At 68.9% G+C, this 20,851-nt stretch carries 20 protein-coding genes; 14 read left to right on the top strand and 6 right to left on the bottom strand.

Annotated elements, in window-relative coordinates:
- From AC0LPE_RS11810 to AC0LPE_RS11760, 11 genes are all read left to right on the top strand, one after another.
- Positions 1–1,701: an urease subunit alpha gene (locus AC0LPE_RS11810; RefSeq protein ID WP_490606282.1), complete on the top strand. Its 1,701-nt coding sequence runs from the start codon at positions 1–3 to the stop codon at positions 1,699–1,701.
- The gene (locus AC0LPE_RS11805) at positions 1,701–2,396 is read left to right on the top strand and encodes an urease accessory protein UreF (RefSeq protein ID WP_016692258.1); all 696 of its coding nucleotides are present in this window, start codon (positions 1,701–1,703) and stop codon (positions 2,394–2,396) included. The genes AC0LPE_RS11810 and AC0LPE_RS11805 overlap by 1 nt, the downstream gene beginning before the upstream one ends.
- On the top strand, positions 2,389–3,153 hold the full coding sequence (ureG, locus tag AC0LPE_RS11800) for an urease accessory protein UreG (protein ID WP_490606281.1): 765 nt from the start codon (positions 2,389–2,391) through the stop codon (positions 3,151–3,153). The genes AC0LPE_RS11805 and ureG overlap by 8 nt, the downstream gene beginning before the upstream one ends.
- Positions 3,154–3,155: 2 nt before the next feature.
- Complete coding sequence (locus AC0LPE_RS11795) at positions 3,156–3,887, top strand: urease accessory protein UreD (RefSeq protein ID WP_272267384.1); 732 nt, start codon at positions 3,156–3,158, stop codon at positions 3,885–3,887.
- 13 nt (positions 3,888–3,900) lie between these two features.
- Positions 3,901–4,809 carry an energy-coupling factor ABC transporter permease gene (locus tag AC0LPE_RS11790; protein WP_229568139.1) on the top strand — a complete coding sequence of 303 codons (909 nt, stop codon included), beginning with the start codon at positions 3,901–3,903 and terminating at the stop codon, positions 4,807–4,809.
- Positions 4,810–5,029: 220 nt separating this feature from the next.
- Positions 5,030–5,785 (top strand): hypothetical protein, encoded by a 756-nt coding sequence (locus AC0LPE_RS11785; protein ID WP_016692262.1) that lies wholly within the window; start codon positions 5,030–5,032, stop codon positions 5,783–5,785.
- Between the two features lie 40 nt (positions 5,786–5,825).
- Positions 5,826–6,143, top strand: a complete 318-nt coding sequence (gene grpE, locus AC0LPE_RS11780; RefSeq protein ID WP_033098152.1) for a nucleotide exchange factor GrpE — start codon at positions 5,826–5,828, stop codon at positions 6,141–6,143.
- A 103-nt stretch (positions 6,144–6,246) separates the two neighbouring features.
- On the top strand, positions 6,247–8,073 hold the full coding sequence (locus AC0LPE_RS11775; RefSeq protein ID WP_033098212.1) for an Hsp70 family protein: 1,827 nt from the start codon (positions 6,247–6,249) through the stop codon (positions 8,071–8,073).
- Positions 8,074–8,117: 44 nt separating this feature from the next.
- Positions 8,118–9,407 carry a DUF7373 family lipoprotein gene (locus AC0LPE_RS11770; RefSeq protein ID WP_039587275.1) on the top strand — a complete coding sequence of 430 codons (1,290 nt, stop codon included), beginning with the start codon at positions 8,118–8,120 and terminating at the stop codon, positions 9,405–9,407.
- A gap of 104 nt (positions 9,408–9,511) precedes the next feature.
- Positions 9,512–10,057 (top strand): RNA polymerase sigma factor, encoded by a 546-nt coding sequence (locus AC0LPE_RS11765; protein ID WP_016692266.1) that lies wholly within the window; start codon positions 9,512–9,514, stop codon positions 10,055–10,057.
- 89 nt (positions 10,058–10,146) lie between these two features.
- The gene (locus tag AC0LPE_RS11760; RefSeq protein WP_490606280.1) at positions 10,147–10,509 is read left to right on the top strand and encodes a hypothetical protein; all 363 of its coding nucleotides are present in this window, start codon (positions 10,147–10,149) and stop codon (positions 10,507–10,509) included.
- 13 nt (positions 10,510–10,522) lie between these two features.
- Here AC0LPE_RS11760 and AC0LPE_RS11755 read toward each other — a convergent pair whose 3' ends face one another.
- Positions 10,523–11,965: a GTPase gene (locus tag AC0LPE_RS11755; protein ID WP_039587271.1), complete on the bottom strand. Its 1,443-nt coding sequence runs from the start codon at positions 11,963–11,965 to the stop codon at positions 10,523–10,525.
- Positions 11,962–13,734: a dynamin family protein gene (locus AC0LPE_RS11750; RefSeq protein WP_490606279.1), complete on the bottom strand. Its 1,773-nt coding sequence runs from the start codon at positions 13,732–13,734 to the stop codon at positions 11,962–11,964. The genes AC0LPE_RS11755 and AC0LPE_RS11750 overlap by 4 nt, the downstream gene beginning before the upstream one ends.
- Positions 13,735–13,871: 137 nt before the next feature.
- On the opposite strand from AC0LPE_RS11750, the gene AC0LPE_RS11745 reads away from it, so the two are divergent.
- Both AC0LPE_RS11745 and AC0LPE_RS11740 read left to right on the top strand, forming a co-directional pair.
- Positions 13,872–14,576: a DUF899 domain-containing protein gene (locus tag AC0LPE_RS11745; RefSeq protein WP_490606278.1), complete on the top strand. Its 705-nt coding sequence runs from the start codon at positions 13,872–13,874 to the stop codon at positions 14,574–14,576.
- Positions 14,577–14,588: 12 nt separating this feature from the next.
- Positions 14,589–15,437: an alpha/beta fold hydrolase gene (locus AC0LPE_RS11740; RefSeq protein WP_088898589.1), complete on the top strand. Its 849-nt coding sequence runs from the start codon at positions 14,589–14,591 to the stop codon at positions 15,435–15,437.
- 15 nt (positions 15,438–15,452) lie between these two features.
- On the opposite strand, the gene AC0LPE_RS11735 is transcribed toward AC0LPE_RS11740, so the two are convergent.
- The 4 genes from AC0LPE_RS11735 to AC0LPE_RS11720 form a co-directional block, all read right to left on the bottom strand.
- On the bottom strand, positions 15,453–16,004 hold the full coding sequence (locus AC0LPE_RS11735; RefSeq protein WP_272267369.1) for a dihydrofolate reductase family protein: 552 nt from the start codon (positions 16,002–16,004) through the stop codon (positions 15,453–15,455).
- Between the two features lie 58 nt (positions 16,005–16,062).
- Complete coding sequence (locus AC0LPE_RS11730; protein WP_272267368.1) at positions 16,063–16,869, bottom strand: glycoside hydrolase family 19 protein; 807 nt, start codon at positions 16,867–16,869, stop codon at positions 16,063–16,065.
- A gap of 729 nt (positions 16,870–17,598) precedes the next feature.
- Positions 17,599–18,648: a ribosome small subunit-dependent GTPase A gene (gene rsgA, locus AC0LPE_RS11725; protein ID WP_490606277.1), complete on the bottom strand. Its 1,050-nt coding sequence runs from the start codon at positions 18,646–18,648 to the stop codon at positions 17,599–17,601.
- A gap of 100 nt (positions 18,649–18,748) precedes the next feature.
- Positions 18,749–19,414, bottom strand: coding sequence for a class I SAM-dependent methyltransferase (locus AC0LPE_RS11720; protein ID WP_490606276.1), 666 nt, complete (start codon positions 19,412–19,414; stop codon positions 18,749–18,751).
- 129 nt (positions 19,415–19,543) lie between these two features.
- Between AC0LPE_RS11720 and AC0LPE_RS11715 the strand changes: the two genes are divergently transcribed.
- Positions 19,544–20,851, top strand: a complete 1,308-nt coding sequence (locus tag AC0LPE_RS11715) for an alpha-hydroxy-acid oxidizing protein (protein WP_490606275.1) — start codon at positions 19,544–19,546, stop codon at positions 20,849–20,851.

The raw sequence follows: 20,851 nt of genomic DNA, 5'->3' as shown, positions 1-20,851 counted from the left end.
GTGGAGATCACACGCGCCGAGTACGCGGCACTGTACGGACCGACGGTCGGCGACCAGGTGCGCCTGGGCGACACCGACCTGTGGATCCAGATCGAGGAGGACCGCACCTTCGGCGGCGAGGAAGCCGTCTTCGGGGGCGGCAAGTCCATCCGCGAATCGATGGCCCAAGGTGTGACGACCCGAGCCGAGGGCGCTCCCGACACCGTGATCACGAACGTGATCCTGCTGGACTGGTGGGGCATCGTGCGCGCCGACGTCGGCATCCGCGACGGCCGCATCGTCGCCCTCGGCCGCGCCGGCAACCCGGACATCGCGGACGGCGTGCACCCGAAGCTGCAGATCGGCCCGTCCACCGACATCATCTCCGGTGAAGGTCGCATCCTCACCGCGGGCGCCTTCGACTCGCACGTGCACCTGCTGTCGCCGTCGCAGATCGTCGAAGCACTCGCCACCGGCATCACCACGATCGCCGGCGGCGGAACCGGTCCGTCCGAGGGATCGAAGGCCACCACCGTCACGCCGGGCCCGTGGCATCTGATGCAGATGCACCGCGCGCTCGACGCGCTGCCGGTGAACGTGCTGTTGCTCGGCAAGGGCAACACCATCTCCGCCGAGGGGCTGCGCGAACAGGCCCTCGCCGGTGCCGCCGGGTACAAGGTGCACGAGGACTGGGGCTCCACTCCCGCCGCGATCGATGCGGCGTTGCGCGCGGCCGACGAGCACGGACTGCAGGTCGCGCTGCACTCGGACTCGCTCAACGAGGCGGGCTTCGTGGAGAGCACGCTCGCCGCGATCGGCGGTCGCTCGATCCACGCCTTCCACGTCGAAGGCGCAGGTGGTGGGCACGCCCCGGACATCCTGAGCATCGCCGGATTGCCGCACATCATCCCGGGCTCGACCAACCCGACGTTGCCGCACACGATCAACACCGTCGACGAGCACCTCGACATGCTGATGGTCTGCCATCACCTCAACCCCGCCGTCCCGGAGGACCTCGCGTTCGCCGAGTCCCGGATCCGGGCCACCACCATCGCGGCCGAGGACATCCTGCACGACATGGGTGCCCTGTCGATCACCTCGTCCGACGCCCAGGCGATGGGCCGCATCGGTGAGGTCATCACCCGCACGTGGCAGGTCGCGCACGTGATGAAGAACCGGCGCGGGGAGCTCGACGGCGGCATGCCCGCCGACAACGAACGGGCCCGCCGCTACGTCGCGAAGTACACGATCAACCCTGCGATCGCGCACGGCGTCGACCACGAACTCGGTTCGATCGAGGTCGACAAGATGGCCGATCTGGTCCTGTGGGATCCGAAGTTCTTCGGCATCCGGCCGTCGCTGGTCATCAAGGGCGGATCGATCGCCTGGGCCGCGCTCGGCGACCCCAACGCCTCGATCCCGACGCCGCAACCGGTGCTGCAGCGACCGGCGTTCGGCGATGCGCTCGCTCCGCACACGTCGGTGTCGTTCGTCTCCCCCGCCGCCCTCGACGACGGCCTGGTAGAACGACTCGGGTTGCGCCGCAGACTGTTGCCGCTGCGGCCGACCCGGCACATCGGCAAGGCCGACATGAAGCAGAACGACGTGTTGCCGCGCATCGAGATCCGCCCCGACACCTTCGACATCGACATCGACGGCGAGCGGGTCGTTCCGGCGCCGGCCACCGAACTGCCGCTCGCGCAGCTGTATTCGATGTTCTGATGTTGCCCGACACTCTGTCCCCCACCACGGTGCTGCTCCTTCTCGCGGACGGGCGCGCGCCGGTCGGCGGGAACGTCAACTCGGGTGGGCTCGAACCCGCGCTCCAGGGTGGGATGTCGCCGACCGAGGTGCGCCGCTTCCTCGTCGCGCGGTTGCGCACCTCGGCGGCGGTCGAGGCCGGCGTCGCCGTGGTGACCCGGCACGCGGTGGACGCCGCTGCCGGAGCCGCCCTGACGCTCCGGATCGACGAGATCGAGGACCACTGGGCGGCGCGCACTCCGGGCCCGGCCCAGCGCGACGCGTCCCGGTTGCTGGCCCGCGGCTATCTGCGACTGGCCCGGAACCTGTGGCCCTCCACCGTTCTCGACGATCTCGACACCCGGACCCCGCGGCCCTCGCGGGGACTGGTCGTCGGGGCCATCGCGGCGCTCGCGCGCATCCCGGCGATCGACACCGCACGACTGGTGCTGTACGAGGAGGCGCAGGCGATCGTCGCGGCCTTCCTCAAACTGCACCCCACCGACCCGGCCACCGGTTCGCGATGGGCGCTCGAGGCCTGCGCTCATCTCGAACCGCTCATCGCCGAGCTGTCCGCTCTCACCGATCCGGCGGACATCCCGGCCACCGGTGGTCCCCAGACCGAATTGTGGGCCGAAGCCCACGCATCCGCTCCAGAAAGGCTGTTCCGTGCCTGAACACACCACCACCAGTTCGCTCCGTCTCGGCGTCGCCGGTCCCGTCGGCACGGGCAAGAGCTCGCTGATCGCGACCATCTGCCGCACCCTCGCGTCCGAGCTGCAGCTCGGCGTGATCACCAACGACATCTACACCGACGAGGACGCCCGTTTCCTCCGCTCGGCGGGCGTGCTCGACCCCGAGCGCATCCGCGCGGTGGAGACCGGTGCGTGCCCGCACACCGCGATCCGCGACGACGTGACCATGAACCTGCTGGCCGTCGAGGATCTCGAACGCGACTTCGCGCCGCTCGACGTCGTCCTGGTGGAGAGCGGCGGCGACAACCTCACCGCGACCTTCTCCCCCGCGCTCGTCGACGCACAGATCTTCGTGCTCGATGTCGCCGGTGGTGGCGACGTCGCCCGCAAGGGCGGTCCGGGCATCAGCCGCGCCGACCTGCTCGTGGTGAACAAGACCGATCTGTCCCCCTATGTGGGTGTCGACGTGCCGCAGATGGTCGCCGACGCCGAGAAGGCCCGCGAAGGCGGACCGGTGCTGGCGCTGTCCCGGACCGACGCCGCATCCGTGCAGGCGCTCGGTGACTGGGTGCGCGAGATGCTGGCGGCCCACCGCGCCGGGTCGCACACCCCTGTCGATCCCGGTCCGATGGCTCCGCACTTCCACGCCGACGAGGACGACGACCACGATCACGGCCATGGGCACGGTCACGGTCACGGTCACAGCCACGATCACGCCGTCGCACACACGCACGACTGATCATGTCCCGCACCACGATCCGTATCGACCGCGCACCGGACCGGGCACGCCTGGCCCTGCGGGCGGGCATGCTCGTCCCCCGCACGGTCGAGGTCGGTCCGGACCACGCGCGTGTCGCCCTCGTCGCCGCCGGCGCGCTGTTGCTCGGTGGTGACTCGGTGACCGTCGACGTCCACGTCGACGCCGGGTGCACGCTCGAACTGCAGGACATCGGTGGCACCGTCGCCTACGACGCCGACAACCGGTTGTCCCGGTGGGACGTGCGGATCACCGTCGCCGAGGGCGGCACTCTCGTCTGGGACACCTACCCGTTCGTGATCGCCACCGGCGCCCGCGTGCACCGCGACACCCGGATCGAACTCGCCTCCGATGCCGCCGCGAGCATGCGGGAGACCCTCGTCCTCGGACGCCACGGAGAAACCGGGGGCGCGATCCGCAGCCGTACCTCGGTCACTCTCGATCGTCGTCCCCTCTTCGTCGAGGAGTTGTACGCGCACGGCGCGTTCCCCGAGCCCGGGATCCTCGGTTCCGCGCGGGTGCACGACGTCATCGCGACCTACGGGCGACGCGCCGAGGGCGACGGCGTCGTCCAGCTCGAAGGGCCCGGCAGCCTGCTGCGGTTCCTCGGTGCCGATACCCACTCCTCGCCACTCGAGTCGACCTGGCGCTCCTGGCGCTCCGCACACGTTCACCCGTCCACCCTCGAAGGGAGTCTCACCCATGCACGTCCCTGACCATTTCCTTCCCATGAGCGCCACCGCGCCCGCCGCGGCGATCGCCACCGGTGCGGTCGTCCTCGCCGCCACCGCCGGGCGGCCGCGCATCACGAGCCGGGACACCCTTCTCGCCGGAACGACCGCAGCGATGATCTTCGGCGCTCAGATGGTCAACTACCCCATTGCCGGCGGCATCAGCGGCCATCTCATCGGCGGCGCTCTCGCGACCGCGCTTCTCGGGCCCCGGCTCGCGCTTCTCGCGATGACCGCCGTCGTCGGTGTGCAGGCATTGCTGTTCGGGGACGGCGGGATCAACGCCCTCGGGGTGAACGTGCTGCTGATGGCGGTGCTGCCCGTCCTCGTCACCGCCGGTGTCCGTACCGGCGCCGAGCGACTCGGCCTCGGGAAGCTGACGCGGACCACCGCCGCCGTCGGCGCCGGTCTGTCCGTGCCGGTGAGTGCCGCAGTTCTCGGCGTCGCGTACTCGGCGACCGCCGGAACCGGCGCCGCAGCAGCGTTCATCGGCGATCTGACTGCGGTCCACCTGACCATCGGCCTCGGTGAAGCCCTCATCACCGCTGCCGTGCTGAGCGCCGTGATGGCGTTCGCGCCCGGCGTCGCCGCGTGGGACGCACGGTCCTCCGTCACTCCTGTTGCCGTCCGACGTGGTCTCGCCGCGATCGGCGGTCTGGGCGTGGTCAGCGCCTGTGCGCTGGCTCTCGGCGCGTCCGGTAGTCCGGACGGTCTCGAGCACATCGTCGGTGCCTATTCGCTGCCGGTCGGTGACGCCGCCTTCGCCGGTCTTCCCGGCCTCGCCGACTACGGCACGCTCAGTGGCACCGAATTCCTCGCGGCACTGGCCGGGCTCGCCGCCACCGCGGTGATCGGCGCCGCCCTCACCGCGATGGGTCGTCACACGCCGGTCCGTCAGAGCGCGTAACGGTCCTCTCGAAGCCCCTTCGAGCGGTGCGGTCGCTGATGCGGCCGCACCGTTCGGCGTTTCGCAACCGATACGATCACCGACCGTTGCAGCTCCGTGACCTGGCGTTTTCACCGCCGATCAGGAATCTCGGAAATTTGTTCGATTCGGCGGGAACCTTTCCGCCTCCCGGTCTCTCTTACCTGTGTCAGTCACCGAGACACCGAAAGAGGCACCCACCATGGCTACCAACTCCTTCCCCGGCAGCAGCTCCTCGAACGCCGACCGCGCCGCATCGCAGTCCACCGCCAGCGACCGTGCGGACTCGTCGTACGGCTCGCAGTCCTCCTACGACGGCAACTCGTCCTACGGCTCCTCGTCGTCCGACCAGTCGGGATCGACGAGCTACGAGTCCTACGAGCGTTACGAGCGGTACGACAGCTCCGGCTCCTCGAGCTCGGACTCGTCCTACGGATCGGCGAGCAACTCGGGTGCGTCGAGCTCCGCCGGATCGGCCTCCTCGGCCTCCGACCGCGCCGCCGCGGAGAACGCCGAGTCCACCTCGAGCGTGACCTCCGGATCGGCCTCCACCGAGCCGGTCGTGCTCGACGAGTACACCCTCGGTGACGGCACCCGCGTCGCCGACGTCGACGTGGACGGCGACGGACAGGTCGACCTGTCGCTGGTGGACTACGACGGCGACGGCAGGACCGACGCGCAGATCAGCGACTCCGACGGCGACGGCAACGCCGACCTGATCGAGTTCGACCGCGACGGTGACGGTTACATCGACGCCGTCGCCGGTGATCTCGACGGTGACGGCCGCCTCGATCTGGCCGTCTTCGACGAGGACGGCGACGGCGAGGTCGACGTGGTGGTGGACCTGCACTCCGGTGCGGTGGACTACGACGGCGACGGCATCGCCGACGACTACGTCGACGTCTCGGCCTTCGACAACGGTTCCGAGTCGACCGACGCCGGTTCCGATCTGGTCTGAGACCCACTCCGACCGATCCGAGACGAAGGGCAAGCAGGTGATGTCACCGCAGATCCGTGAGCGGATCGACGAACTGATCGCGGCGGCGGATGTCGCGGCGGACGGGCCCGAGCGCGCCGCCGCGACCGCACGACTCGCCGATCTGGGGGTCGAACGTCTGGCCGTCGAGCCCGGTACGCGATTCGATCCGAGCCGTCACCGTGCGGTGGCGGTGACGCCGGCAGCGGCACCGGCGGACGAGAACCTGGTCGCCGCAATGATCCGGCCCGGCTGGTGTCACGAGGGGCAGATCCTGCGGTACGTCGAGGTGCGGGTGCAGGTTCCGCCGGCGCAGTACCCCAGTCCGGGGGCGTCGTGACACCCGCCACCGGGCGACGACCGTTCGCCGCTATAAAGTCCGCGGCGGTCATCGCACCGTCCATGCAGGTTTTGTCGGTTCGCATTCGAAAGGCACGATCGAGATGAGCTGGGTTCTGGCGGTCGATTTCGGCACGTCCAACACGTCGGCGGCGCACCGGATCGGGCCGGACCGGGTCGAATCACTGCCGCTGACCCACACCTCCAACCTCATGCCGTCCTCGGTGTACGTCGACCACACCGGGGCGATCACCACCGGCGACGTGGCCATCAACCAGGCCACCGTGGACCCGGCCGGCTTCGTCGCCTACCCCAAGACCCACGTGGCCGTCGGGTCGGTGATGGTCCGCGGCCAGGACGTCCCCGTCGCCCACACCATCGCCTCGGTCCTGCGCACCGTCTACAACCAGGCGCTACCCCGGCACAACAACCATCCGCCGGCGGAGGTCGTGCTCACCCACCCCGAGGCCTGGTCTCAGCGCGAACTCGACGTGCTGCGCCACGCCGCATCCCTGGCCGGACTCGGCGGCAGCGTCTCGCTGATCTCCGAACCCCGCGCCGCGGCGTTCTACTACTCGCGCCAGCACGACGCGAAGATCGTCAAGGGCTCGACGATCGCGGTGTTCGACTTCGGCGGCGGCACCCTCGACATCGCCGTGCTCACCGCGACGAGCGAATGGACCTTCGAGGTCATCCGGGCCGGCGGCGACAACACCCTCGGCGGCAAGAACCTCGACGCCACCGTCGCCCGCTGGGTCGACGAACGCCTGCGTGACGACGATCCGGATCTGGCGGCGTGGTTGCGCACCCCGGACGGGCTCGACGCCCGTCGCACCCTCGACGATCAGATCCGCCGCGCCAAGGAACTGCTCTCCGAGCATCCCTCGGCGACGATCCGGGTCACCGGCAACGGCGCGGATCTGACCTTCACCATCACCCGCGACGAGTTCGAGCAGCTCATCGAACCGCAGATCACCCGTGGCGTGCAGCTCGCCGCCCAGGTGCTGCGCGATGCCGGGGTGGACCGGTCGAGTCTGCAGGCGCTGTATCTGACCGGCGGCTCCTCCCGGATCCCGTACGTGCATCGGCGGCTGTCCGAACTCGGATCCATCGCCACCCTCGACGACCCGAAGACCGTCGTGGCCAAGGGCGCCGCCGGGTTCGTCGCCGGCGGACGCACCACCGAACCCGCCGCCGACCTCGACACCGAGGTGCTGCGACCGGACACTCCCCGCCCCGCAGCACCCCGACCCGGCGTTCCCCGTCCGGGTACCCCGGCGGCGCAACCGAACCCGGCACCGACGCGCGACGTGGAGCGGTCACGGCCGTCTCGGCCCCTGCTCATCGCCGGGGCCGCCGTGCTGGCGGTGCTCGTCGCCGCCGGGGCGGTCTTCGGACTCACCCGTGGGGACGCGGACGACGGAGCGGCGGCCGGCGCCGCAGCCGCCCCCGCTGTGGCCGAGGACAGGTCGGACACCGGAGCACCGCCCCCGGCGACATCGGATTCGGTCTATCGCAGCGAGAGCACCGACGAGGTGGTCGAACTGCTGCCGACCAAGTTGCTCACCGGGTCGAGTTCGTGCGAGAAGTCCGGCTTCTCCTCGGAAGGTGCCATGCAGGTGCGGTGCCAGATCAGCCCCAATTCCAACCTCGGGAAGGCGCTGGGCATGGAGCCCACCGACTACGAATCCGTGTCGGCGTACCGGGACGATCAGTACGCACGCTCGAACTTCATCCGGCTCCGTGACGCCAAGAACGACAACACCAGGATCGTCTCGGCGGACGGCACGCGTATCGCCGACTACGACCACCCACCGGGCGGCAACTCGTACTTCACCGTCATCGACAAGTCCACCGGACTCGTCGCGCAGTTCTCGACGACGACGGAGCGCGGCGAAGCACTGCTCGCCGAACTCGGTTGGAACGCCTGACCTGCCTTACCTCCCATACCTTCCTCTTCAGGAGTCCTCTTCTCATGCACATCCCTCGAACCGGCCGTCTCGCCCTGGCCCTGGCGGCCGTCACCGTCGTCACCGTGGCCGGCTGCTCGTCCGACAGCGACGCCACCGTCGTCGACGAGACCACGACCGAACAGACCTCTGCCGGTGTGGATCTCGACTCGCTCGATACCGGTGACTACAACACCCAGCCGCGCGATTTCGTTGCGCTGGGCATGGCGGCCGAGGATTTCGGTCCGGCGGTGGAAGGCCAGCGACTCGCCGAGTTCGTCGTCCACCCGCACACCGTCGACCCGGCCCTCACCGTCGGCGGATCGACCAACGGCGTGTTCCTCGGCGGCACGGGCAACATCTTCTCCGGCAGCGAGAACGAGATCCTGAAAGAATTCTCGATCATCAACGCCTTCACCAGCTTCCGGAGCACCGACGACGACAGCCGCGAGTTCGGTGTCAGCGTCTGGCGATTCCCCACCCCCGAGGACGCCGCCGGCGCCGCGCAGGCCCTGTACGAGTACAAGCTCGGGCCCGCGGACGGTCCGTTCTCCACCGGTCCGGAGACCCCGACGACGCTGCCGGAACTGCCCGACACACTGGCCACCACCTACTCCTGGCCGGAACTGGCCACCACGTCCCTGAGCACGCTCACCACACGCGGCATGTTCGTCGTCTACACCTACAGCGGCGACGACAGCGGTGGGACCGAGTGGATCACCGATACCGCGACGCGCGGTGTGCAACAGCAGATCGAGCTGCTCGACCGGTTCCCGGCCACCCCCACCGACGAGATCGCCTCGCTGCCCATCGATCTGGACAAGGTGATGGCCCGGGCCGTGGGATTCGTCGACAGCGAGTACTCACGTAACTCCGACATGGCGGTCTACGGACCGGACGGCTGGTTGCACTACGACTCCGCTCCAGCCGACACCGAGGTGGTGTTCGAGCAGACCGGCACCGATCGTGTCGCGAAGGTCAACAGCGTCGTCTATCGCACCGCGGGCCCGGACGAGGCCGAAGTCCTGAAGGACGCGTTCGCTGCACACACGGCCGAGACGTATCCGGACCTGGTCGAGGACCCCTCGCTGACGCAAGGTCTTCCGAACACCACCTGCTGGTCGGGCGACGTCGCCGACGGTCGAGCCGCCGCGTGCCTGATGACCTACGGCCGCTACGTGGCCGAACTGTCCGGCTTCCGCTCGATCGGCAACGAGAATCCCGACTCCGACACGCTGCGCACCGTGCCGCAGCGCGTGGCCACTCAGTACGTGAAGTTCGTCCGCGCCGAGGAGATGGGCCTCGGCGAGAACTGACCTCCTCGCGGTCCGGTGACCGTCGGTGCACGACACCGAGGGCGGTCACCGGACCGCTGCGCGACGCGGCCGGGTAGGTTACTCCGCGTACAGATGGGGGTGCCATGCACGAGACGGAGTTGATCGAACGGTGCCGGTCCGGCGACCGGGCCGCGTTCGCCGCACTGGTGGAACCGTCGCGCACCCAGGTGTGGGCGGTATGTGTACAGATCACCGGTAACCGCCACGACGCCGAGGACGCCCTGCAGGACGCCCTGATCGCCGCCTGGCAGAACCTCGACAAATTCCGGGGCACCTCCCGCTTCGGTTCCTGGCTCTACCGCATCGCGAGCAACGCCGCGCTGGCGATCGTGCGCAAGCGCCGCGAGATCCCCGACGACGAGATCGACCTCGGTCGGGCCTCCACGGTGCCGGGACCGGCCGATCGCGTCGTCGACACCGACGCGGTGCGTCACGCCCTCGCTCGACTCCCGGAACAGTTCCGCGTCGCGGTCGTGCTCCGCGAATACGCCCAGATGAGTTACGCCGAGATCGCCGAGCATCAGAACGTGCCGGTCGCGACGGTCAAGACCCGCATCAACCGGGGGCGAGCACAACTCGTCGAACTGCTCGATCCCGCCCGCCTCGATCCCGCCGGTCTCGATCCCTGACCGGTAGATTGGGACGTGGCAGGAACATTCCGGGGCCCACACGACTCCAACCTGACGACGACGGACAACGGGGGAAGAAGGAAGAGCCCATGACAAGCGATGAGACCGATCCGGTGCCCTCACTGGGGGAGCTGCTCGGTATCGATGTGCTCGCCGACCTACCGGAACTGCCCGATCAGGTCTGGGAGCGCGCGCTCGACATCGCCACCGACCCCGGCACTGCCGCGGTCGATACCTCGTTGATCCCGGACGACGACGAGATCGTTCCGGAGACGGTCACCGTCGACTCTGTCGACCTCGATCCTGCCCTCGACCCCGATGCCGACCTCGACAGCGCAGGTGGAATCGACCCCGGCCTTGTCGACGACGACAACGGCGAGGCTTCATCCGACGACGAGGCAGCCTCGTTCGGCTTCACCGACAACGTCGACGAACCCGATCTCGGCGCGTAACCCACCGACCGGGTCAGTGTCCGCGGACGATCACCGTATAGGCGTGCGTCAGCGCTGTCAGCGCCGTGTCCTCCGCCGCCGACCGCGTCGACACGCTCTGGGCCTGCACCGCGACAAGCTTCTGTTGCGCCATCGCTCGGATCTGCTCGGGTGACGCCGTCGGCTCCAGCCCCAACGCCTCGGCGATCGTGCCGCCGCGCAGCACCTGGACCAGTTCGTCGACCGCCGGCGCGCTCGGGTCGGCCTGCAGCAGAGATCGCAACGCCCGCAACAACTCCACCGGCACCAGCGCCGGGTCCGTGCGCAGCGCCGAGACGATCTGCCGGATGGCGTCGCGCGCCGGATGCGAATAGACGAGGGCGTCGAGTTCGGCGAGGATCCGGCCGGCGCGGTGCAGCACCGCGAAGCGACGCAACGACTGTTCGAGCACCGCTCGCAGCGGATGGACGCCGGACACCCCGGACAACCACTGGTTGACCTGGTGCGCCCCACCCGTTGCCTGCGCGCGGGCGTGCACGAGCCCGTACTCCCCGATCAGCTCCAGCAGTCGCCACACCTGATCGCGCGGCACCGGCAGCGCGGCGGGATCCGCGTCGAGCAGATCGAACAACTCCAGCGGGGCCAGTGGGGCGAGCGCCACGAGCGCGTGGGCGTCGGCGTCGGTGAACGCACCGGTGTGGGAGGTCTGCGCCAGCAACCCGGCGACCGGCACCACCGTGCCGACCTGTCCCGCCAACCGCCGCGCGAGCACGTTCGCGTGTTCGGCGGCGTGTCCGAGCGGATCGCGGTTGCCGAGCACCCCGCGGCCGAAACCGTCTGCGCGCGACAGCACTCCGAGTGTGTTCAGCGGAGTGAAGCCGAGGCGCTGCAGGAATTCGACCTCGTCGGTGCGCGGCATCGAGTCGAACAGGAACACCGCCGCGTCGGCGTCGACGGACGCCGAGCGGGTCTGCTCGAATCCGTCGATCAGGGCGCGCTCGGTGGCGGCGGCGTTGGTGACGGTCAGTGTCGCCAGACCGGGGGTGTCGACGAGGGTGATGGTGCTCAGCGCATGGGAGGGCAGGTAGCGGTGCACGTACGCGACCTGCTCCGGCGGGACGCCGAGGTCGACGGTGGTGCCGAGTGCCAGCGGCACGGGTCGACGGGTGCCATCGGTGGACACCACGTCGGCGCGGGAGGGCGCACCGTTCTCGTAGACGGTGACGACATTGGTGGCCTCGAGCGCCGCGGTCTCGGCGACCGGCGCCCCGATCAACGCGTTCACCAGGGTGGATTTGCCGGCCTTGAGCCGCCCGACGACGACGATGCGCGGCGGTGACCACAGGATCGCGCCGATACGGTTGGCGTGGGCGACGAGATCACCGCCGAGCGCGGCGAGTTGGTGCAGGGCGGCGTCGATGCGCTGGTGCACCGGATCGGGTGCCCCGGTCTGCGGTGGGATGTGCGGGGCGCTCATGCGGCACCTCCCCTCAGAGCCGTATCGATCGGGGTGATGCGGGCGCGAGTGATGCGCAGGTTCTTCTCCAGTCGTTCGATGTTCGCGGTGCGGGTCGCGGCGTCCGCCTGCGCGGCGCGCTTGGCCTCGTCGATACGCTTCTGCAACTCGGTGATCCGGTCCTGCAGGTGTTTGCGGCGACGCAGCACGATCTCCGGGCGGGTGGTGGCCATCGCGGCCTCGAGCATGCGGGTCGTGACGGTCCGCACGGTCGCGAGGGTCTCGCGCAGCCAGGTCAGCAGGTTCGTCTTGCCGGTGCGCATCGCCTTGAACCCGAGATTGATCGCCACCCAGGCGACGCCGGCGATGGCACCGGCCCCGATCACCGCGCCGAGCATGGTGGTGCCGATCATGCCCATCGTCAGCACGCTCGGATCCAGCAGCCCTTGGCGTTTCGAGCCCACCTCCCCGGTCACCAATGGATCGGTCTGCAGCGCCTCGAGGGTGATCTCGCGGATGTGCTCCCACTGCTGCGGGTCGTCGAAGAGGTCGGTGACGATCTTCTCGAGGTCGTCGAGGAAGACCTGCGCGGTGGTGGCCATCGCGTCGAGCAGGTCGGCCTGGATCTGGGCGGTGAACACCTGCGGGCAGCGCCGCAGCACCTGCATCGACGACTTGTTGATGCGTGTCGTCCAGTCCTCGCGCACGCGGGCGAGCTCCTCGTCGAGGCGGGTGATCGCCCGTTGCCGCGCGAGGGTGAGGTCGCGCTGCAGGTGCTGTTCCCACTGCTGCGCCTCGTCCTTGAGCCCCTTCAGCCGTTCCATCTCGGCGGTCAGGTCCGGGATCGCGGATTCGCCGTCGCGCACCACGGAGAGTTCGTCGCTGATTCCGGTTTCGATGCGGCGCAACCCGTCGAGGGCGACGCGCAGCGCATCGGCTTCGGGGCGGTGCCGTGCGGCGGCGACCCGCTCGTCGAGCATCCCCCACAGTCCGGGGAGACCGGAGCAGGCGAGGCTGCGCTCGCGCACCGGGGAGGGCGGTAGCGCGGTCGCGGCCAGGGCTCGCACGCTCGAGACGGCGACGACGGGGATGTCGCGGCCGACGTGTTCCGCGACGGCGCGGCGGTTCTCCGCGACGATCTGTTCCCAGCGGGTGAGGTTCTTGTCGGTCTTGGTGACCACGACCAGCACGTTCTCCACTCCGGCAGCGCTCTCGCGCAGGAACCGCATCTCCGGTTCGGTCAGCGGGGTCGACGCATCGCATACCAGCACGAGCACGGCGGCCCGATCGGCGGAGTGAGCGGCCATCGCCGCGTGCCGGGGGTCGAGGCCGCCGATGCCGGGAGTGTCGACGATCGACGCGTTCGTGAGCTTCTCGGACGCGATCGGCACGACCGCCGCGACCGGCAGCGCCTCGACGGTCGGGTCCTGGACGTAGCGGCCGCCGGTGGTGATCCACTCCCCCAGCTCGGCGCGGTCGATGCGCCGGCGCCCGTCGGGGAACACCAATTCGGCGGTGCCCTCCGGGAAATCGTCGGTGGCGGTGACGAAACGGGTTGCGACGGCGGTCGAGTGCTCGACGTCGTCGAGAGCGGCGCCGTCGCGGCCGATGAGAGCGCTGACCAGCAGACTCTTGCCGCGCTTGATCTCCCCCACCACCACGATCGACGTCGGCCGGCCGGTGTCGGCGAGTTTGCGTTCGGCGCGGTCGGCGACCTCGTCGTGCTTGTAGGCGCGCAGCACCTTGCACGCGCCGTCGATCAGGTCGGCCACAGACGGATCAGGAGACACGCGACGACACTACATACCGGTCGGTACGGGGCCGTGCTCCACTCCGGCGTTCGGACTCGTGGCCGCGTCCACGATGATTTCCGGCTCCTGCCCCGGTCAACATTCGTGAACGGATCCGTCCGGCTCCGGGAGACGTCATGACCCAGCAGACCACCCGCGCCCTTCCTCCGATCGTCGACGAGCAGACATGGCGGTCGGCGCTCGACGACCTACGGCGACGGGAGAAGGCCGCCACTCGCGAACTCGACGCCATCGCAGCGCAGCGCCGCCGGCTGCCGATGATCGAACTGCCCGACTACACGCTGATCGGCGCCGACGGCCCGATCCGGCTCGTCGATGTGTTCCAGGGCCGCTCGCAGCTCATCACCTATCACCACATGTGCTCCGACGGTGCCGAATGGCAGTGCGGCGGATGCACGAGTCTCACGACGCAGTGGACCCGGCTCGGCATCCTCGACAACTACGACGCCCGCATGGTCATCGTCACCAACGGGCCGATCGACGAAGCCCTCGCCTACAAGGCGAAGGTGGGCAACACGATGGAGTGGTACTCGTCGTCGGAGAGTTCGTTCGGCGCCGACGTCGACGCACCTCCCGGTGGAGGGTTCGCGGTCAACGTGTTCCTGCGCGACGGCGACAAGGTCTACCGCACCTGGCACACCACGGGCCGGGGCACCGAACAGCTCAGCTACACCTTCGCGCTGATCGACCTTCTTCCGTGGGGCCGTCAGGAGGAATGGCAGGACTCGCCCGAGGGCTGGCCGCAGTCGCCGACCTATTCGGGGTGGCTCGACTCCCCCGACGTGGCGCGGCTCTACGGTCCCGGCACCGGCGCGCAGTGAGGGCCGGGTGACATGGCGGACTCGACACCCTCGCGCAGCGGACATCTGCCCATCAACGGCCTGAGTCTGTACTTCGAGGTGCACGGCGAACTCGGCGGGTCCGCTCCGCTGCCCTTGCTGCTGATTCCCGGCGCGTTCATGAGCACCGAGTCGATGCCGTCCTGGGTGACCGCCTTCGCCGAACGGCGCCCGGTGATCCTCTTCGATCAGCAGGGGCACGGTCGCACCCCGGACACCGATCGTCCGATGTCGTACGAGCAGTTCGGCGACGATGCGGCGGAGTTGCTGCGGGCTCTGAACGTCGAGCGTGCGGACGTGATGGGTTATTCGCAGGGCGGCGGGGTGGCGTTGCAGGTGGCGCTCCGGCATCCGGACCTCGTCGGAAAGCTCGTCACGTTGTCGGCCACCTACCGACAGGACGGTTGGTACGCGTCGGTGCTCGAGGGCGTCGGACATCTCGATGCCGAGGTGTTCGCCGGTTCCTCCGTCGAGAAGTCGTTCATGGAGCACACGCCCGATCCCGCGGCGTTCGCCGTCTACGTCGACAAGATGAAGGTCCTCAACATCGAGGACCAGCAGATCACGGACGAACAGATGCGGTCGATCATTGCGAACACGATGGTGATCGTCGGCGACGCGGACGGCGTGAAACCGGAACACGCGGTGACGATGTTCCGCTTGCTCGGTGGCGGCGACGAGGAAGCAGCGGCGACGGGGATGCTGCAGAAGGTTCCTCGGGCACGCCTGGTGATCCTCCCGGCGATGTCACACCTCGGCATCTCCGGAGAGGCCAACGTGCTGGCGCCGATGGTGACGGCGTTCCTCGACGACGTTCCGCCGGTGACGCCCGAGCTCTTCTGATCCGGCCGGCGGTCCTCAGTCGGCGAGGTAGCGCAGCATCACGGCGGTCGTGAACTGTCGTGTCTCGACCAGGCGCAGATCGACGCGCTTCTCCAGGGGCGGGAACATCGGTGTGCCTCCACCGAGCAGGACGGGTGAGACGAACACCTGGTACTCGTCGATGAGACCGTGCGGGATCAGCGACGCGGCGAGATTTGCCCCACCGACCTCCATGACGCCGTCGCCCTCGGTCTTGAGCCTGCGCACCTCCTCCACCGCGTCGTCGCTGACGAGGCGACTGTTCCAGTGGACCTCGGTGAGGGTGCGGGAGAAGACGACCTTGGGCGTGGTCGTCCACAACTCGGCGAAGTCGCGTTCGATGGGCGAGGCGTCCTCGGGCAGGTGCGGCCAGTACTCGGCCATCAGCTCGTACATCCGCCGGCCGTGCAGCGAGAGCTCGAGCTGACGGAACCGGTCGTTGTGGAACTGGTGCAGTTCGTCGTTGGGGTCGGTCCAGTCGATGTTGCCGTCGCGGTCGTTGATGTAACCGTCGAGGGACACGCCGAAGTCGTAGATAAGTTTTCTCATGATCCGATAGACCGTCGACGGGCCCCGAACTCATCGGCCCGGTGCGAACGTGTCGCGCCTACGGCTGGAGCAGCACGTCCAGGCCACGCTTGAAGTCGTCGATGCGGCGACCGAGAGCGTGGTGACCGCCGTTGACGAGCTCGGACACCCGGACGATCCCCGCGGTGTCCGCGACCTCGTTGAGGTTGCGCGACGTCCAGTACCAGGCAGCGGTGGTGAAGGCGTTCTCCGGCGCAGCGAGCAGCTCGGGGTGCGCGACGAAGTCGACGCCGATGTGCTCGCTGACCTTCTCGTAGTTGTGGCGACCCGTGATCTGGATCGCGCCGCGACCCTTGTAGCGCTCACCGTCGCCGGGATGGGTGTTGCCGAGATCGGCACGACCCTCGTAGGCGCGACCGGACGCGTACTCCTCGAAGGTGCGGAAGGAGTCCGATTCGACGGCCAGCTGGGCGATGAACGCCGCTTGACGGACCGGATTGTCGATGCCGCTGCGCGCCATCGCCTCGTTCAACGGCGCGATGAACTGCTCGACCTTCTCCGCCGGGATACCCGGCACGATGCGGGTCAGTTCCTCGGGTGTGACGGCGGGCGGCGCGGGAGTCGTCTCGGCGACGAGTTCGACCACCTCGGTCGCCTCTGCCGAGTCGGCCTCCTCCTCATCGTCCGTCACGGTCCAGCCGTCGGCGGCCAGGGCGTCGAAGTCGAGCGCCCGGAGCAGGTCGCGGGGCTCCTGGAAACGGGTCTGGGTGGGGGTGGTGGGTGCGGTGTCGGCATGGGCGGCGGAGGTACCGACGCCGAGCGCGGCGGTGAGGACGGCCGCCGCGGCGACCGCGGCACGGAAACGGCGCAATGATGAAACGGACAAGGGTCGTGCTCCAAGATTCGCCGAAGCTGGGTTCGGCCTTCGAACGGGGCCGCGGGCATCACCGGCGGGATCATTACCACCGCACGGAGGGCCAACACGCGACCATTAGGTCACAACCAGGTAACGTCGCAGGTCGAGAGGTTTTCAAGCGATCGTGGCCGACGCCATCTGAACCCACGAAAGTGATGCACGCCATAATCGGAAGTCGATCATTGCGGCGATCGCATTCGGCCGGCCCAACGAGAACCGGCCGCGGCGACACCTGGCCGATCCTGCCCCCTTGTCCACCGAGGATCGACGATCTCTTACCGAATTCCTTGTGCGCCAACACTTTCGATACAACGGGCGCACGCGCCGAAGGTTCGCGTCACCGATGATCGAATCGACGCCGCGATGGGTCGCCCTCCCGGGAACAGACCGGTTCGGTTCGACCGAGGAGAAGTACACCCCCGAGCTGGGTCGTAATCATTTCGTGTCCGACGACACACCTCGATAACGCGCAGCTTCGCGCCCACCGAGACCATCCGCGTTCACACTGCGACGGACCCGAGCAGGAAGTACCGACCGGTATGTTCGCGCAGGTCGAAGGCCCCGACCATTCGGTCGGGGCCTTCGATGATCAGCGCGCCGAAACGGGGTCGACGCGGCGTGTTGCAGTAGCGAGCCCCGGTTCACCGCGCGAACTGCGCGGGAGAGTACCGACCGCCTTGTATGCCGCGCCGAGAACCCTCAGCGGTCGCGGTAGTACGCCCGGATCGCGCGGCTCATCACCTTGAGCTCACGGGTCCGCTCGCGCCGCAATCGGGCATCGGACCGGGCCGCAACCCACTCGTTCTCACGCCGCAGCTTGCGATGACTCTCCACTCGCCGGACATCGAGGTCGCCGCGGTCGACGGCGGCGCGAACCGCGCATCCCGGTTCGGTCTCGTGCGCACAGTCCGCGAAGTGGCAGTACTGAGCGAGCTCGTCGATCTCGGGGAAGGCGGAGGCGATGCCGGCACCGGCGTCCCACATCCCGACGCCCCGCAATCCCGGCGTGTCGATGAGGGTCACGCCGCCACCCAGAGGGAACATCTCCCGATCGGTCGTGGTGTGCCGCCCCTTGCCGTCCCCCTGCCGCACCGGCGCCGTCGCCTGAATATTGCGACCACACAGCGCGTTGACCAGGGTCGATTTCCCGGCGCCGGACGCTCCGACGAACACGACGGTGCCGTGGAGCAGCTCGCGCAGTTCGTTCAATCCGGATCGGTCCGGCGCACAGACCTCGACCACGCTCGCTCCGGGTGCGAGCACGGCGACCTGTTCGAAGACCGCTTCGGTGGCGAGGTCGACCTTCGTGAGGGCGACCACCGGTTGCGCGCCGCTGTCCCAGGCCAGCGCCAGCAGACGTTCCATGCGACCGACATCGAGGGTGTCGGCCGCGACGGTCACCACGACGGTGTCGACGTTGGCGGCGAGAACCTGCTCCTCCGAACGACCCGACGCATCGGCTCGACGCATCGCGCCGCTACGGGGCAGGACCGCACAGACGGTGCCGATCGTGTCGCCTTCCGTGGGCGGTTCGCGCACGATCACCCAGTCGCCGGTGCAGACGTGGTGGCCCGCCGTCCGCACCCGCAGCGGACCGGCGGAGGTCACGGCGTCACCGTGACCGCGACCGACCCGCACGATCCGGCCGGGAGTTCCCTGGATGTCGTTGTCCGCGAACCGTTCCGCGATCTGTTCGGACCAGCCGTACTCGACCGGCGAATCGATTCCGGGTGGGACATCGGGGTGCACGGTGACTCCTGGATCGTGACGAGGCGCGGGTGGTCCGCTCCGACAGATCCGATGGTGAACTTCGCACCCCGGCAATGCAATCGAATTTCCGCGTGCACCCTCAACCGCGGTGGGCCGACAGCAACCAGGCCGGGAGCATCGAGCGGCCCTTGTCGTCACGCTGCCACGCGGCAGCATCCTCGTCGCCGAGAAACGCGTGGATGAACGCCGGCCGCACGTCGTCGACGGTCCAGAACTCGGCGACCGCGTCGCGCAACTCGTCGTCCGTCACCGGATTGGGTCCCTGACCCTCTTCCGGAAAGGCGTCCTTCGAGAAGGCGAGGACGAAGAAAGACGCGTTCGGAGCAGCGGCACGGGTGACGGCGCTCAGGTAGGCGCGGCGCCGGTCCACGGGCAGCGAATGGAACAGGGTGCTGTCGACGATCGTCGCGAACCGGCCGTCGAATCCCGTGAACGAAGTGATATCGGCGACCTGGAAGGTCGCGGTCGTCAGGCCCCGCTCCGACGCCGCGGCCCGAGCTGCCTCGATGGCTGTGGGCGACAGGTCGAGACCCACCACCGTGTATCCCTGGGCCGCCAGGTGGAGGGAGGTCTCGGCATGTCCGCAGCCTGCGTCCAGCACATCGCTGCGGAATCTGCCCTCGTCGATCAATCGGGCGATCTCGGGCTGGGGTTCGCCGATGTTCCACGGTACGGGGCCCGAAAACCCTTCGGCGACGCCCCGGTAGATGTCGTCCCACGGTGCAACCTGGCCGTCCTCGGTCATGGATCCGACGGTACGCCCGCCGCCGGATCCACCGCACCGATTCCGAATTCGGCACCGGTAACCGGTTCACTCGGCCGGGTTCGTGAGGAAGGATCGACAAGCGCCACCGTTCGAGAGGGGAACTCACTCGTGACCGAAACTGCCGCATCCGCACCCGCCGGTCCCGGCCGGGAACGTCAGGGGGTCGTGTACCGCAACGGAGCGCTGGGCCGGCGTCCGGCCGTTCCGACGTCCTTCGGCGACCTCGAACGCGCCGCGCGGCGTGCGAGTTCGAAGCGGGCCTGGGCGTATGTCGCGGGCGGTGCCGGTGGGGGACGCACGATGCGCAACAATCGGCGCGCGTTCGACCGATGGGCGACCGTCCCGCGCATGGCCCACGGTGTCACCGAACGCGACCTGCGTACGACCGTGGCGGGCACGTCGCTCTCCTCGCCGCTGCTGCTGGCCCCGATCGGGGCGGGAGCGTTGATGGCCGCCGACAGCGACCTGGCGATCGCGCGGGCGGCCGCCGCGACCGGCGTGCCGTACGTCTTCTCCAATCAGGGCTGCAATTCCATGGAGGACTGTGCCGGCGCGATGGGCTCTGCGTCCCGCTGGTTCCAGCTGTACTGGAGTTCCGACGAGGATCTCGTCGACAGTCTGCTGCGACGGGCCGAAGCAGCCGGCGCCGAGGCCGTCGTCGTCACCCTCGACACGACGATGCTGGGGTGGCGTCCGCAGGACCTGAATCTCGGGTCGCTGCCGTTCGCACGTGGTGAGGGCATCGCGCAGTACACCTCGGATCCCCGCTTCCTCGACATCGTCCGGGAGCGGATCGACGCCGCCCGCGAGATGGTGACGGAGCGACCCGACGTCACGCTCGGTGCGATCCGCACACTGCTGTCGATGACCCGTAACCATCCGGGTCGATTCCTCGACAACCTCCGCTCCCCCGTGCCGCGCGCCGCCGCGGAGACCTTCCTCGACATCTACTCCAATCCGGGACTGAGCTGGGAGCATCTGGCGACGTTGCGGGATCGGACGCGACTTCCCATCGTGCTCAAGGGAATTCTGCACCCCGACGACGCGCGTCGCGCCGTGGACCTCGGAGTCGACGCCCTCGTCGTGTCGAATCACGGTGGACGCCAGGTCGACGGATCGATCGCCTCGCTCGATGCCCTGCTCGACATCCGCGCGGCGATCGGCCGGGAGCCGACCGTGCTGCTGGACAGCGGGATCCGAAGCGGTGCCGACGTCTTCGTCGCGCTCGCGCTCGGCGCGGACGCCGTGCTGCTCGGCCGGCCCTACATGTACGGGTTGGCGATCGCGGGTCGACAGGGCGTCGAGGAGGTGGTCCGCAACGTGATCGCCGAGTTCGACCTCACCATGGCGTTGACCGGCGCCCGATCGATCGCCGATATCGACGAACGGTTCGTCCGGCCGAATCCCTCCTTCTGA

The sequence above is a fragment of the Rhodococcus sp. S3 genome (genome assembly GCF_058211795.1).
Note: the sequence above shows the minus strand (reverse complement) of the source record. Positions and strands in the feature narration are given on the sequence as shown.

What these genes read in the sequence shown, in the direction of transcription:
- AC0LPE_RS11805 (WP_016692258.1), top strand. Translation starts at nt 1,701, where the DNA reads ATGTTGCCCGACACTCTGTCCCCCACCACGGTGCTGCTCCTTCTCGCG.
- AC0LPE_RS11795 (WP_272267384.1), top strand. Translation starts at nt 3,156, where the DNA reads ATGTCCCGCACCACGATCCGTATCGACCGCGCACCGGACCGGGCACGC.
- AC0LPE_RS11790 (WP_229568139.1), top strand. Translation starts at nt 3,901, where the DNA reads ATGAGCGCCACCGCGCCCGCCGCGGCGATCGCCACCGGTGCGGTCGTC.
- AC0LPE_RS11785 (WP_016692262.1), top strand. Translation starts at nt 5,030, where the DNA reads ATGGCTACCAACTCCTTCCCCGGCAGCAGCTCCTCGAACGCCGACCGC.
- grpE (WP_033098152.1), top strand. Translation starts at nt 5,826, where the DNA reads ATGTCACCGCAGATCCGTGAGCGGATCGACGAACTGATCGCGGCGGCG.
- AC0LPE_RS11775 (WP_033098212.1), top strand. Translation starts at nt 6,247, where the DNA reads ATGAGCTGGGTTCTGGCGGTCGATTTCGGCACGTCCAACACGTCGGCG.
- AC0LPE_RS11770 (WP_039587275.1), top strand. Translation starts at nt 8,118, where the DNA reads ATGCACATCCCTCGAACCGGCCGTCTCGCCCTGGCCCTGGCGGCCGTC.
- AC0LPE_RS11765 (WP_016692266.1), top strand. Translation starts at nt 9,512, where the DNA reads ATGCACGAGACGGAGTTGATCGAACGGTGCCGGTCCGGCGACCGGGCC.
- AC0LPE_RS11760 (WP_490606280.1), top strand. Translation starts at nt 10,147, where the DNA reads ATGACAAGCGATGAGACCGATCCGGTGCCCTCACTGGGGGAGCTGCTC.
- AC0LPE_RS11755 (WP_039587271.1), bottom strand. Translation starts at nt 11,965, where the DNA reads ATGAGCGCCCCGCACATCCCACCGCAGACCGGGGCACCCGATCCGGTG.
- AC0LPE_RS11745 (WP_490606278.1), top strand. Translation starts at nt 13,872, where the DNA reads ATGACCCAGCAGACCACCCGCGCCCTTCCTCCGATCGTCGACGAGCAG.
- AC0LPE_RS11740 (WP_088898589.1), top strand. Translation starts at nt 14,589, where the DNA reads ATGGCGGACTCGACACCCTCGCGCAGCGGACATCTGCCCATCAACGGC.
- AC0LPE_RS11735 (WP_272267369.1), bottom strand. Translation starts at nt 16,004, where the DNA reads ATGAGAAAACTTATCTACGACTTCGGCGTGTCCCTCGACGGTTACATC.
- AC0LPE_RS11720 (WP_490606276.1), bottom strand. Translation starts at nt 19,414, where the DNA reads ATGACCGAGGACGGCCAGGTTGCACCGTGGGACGACATCTACCGGGGC.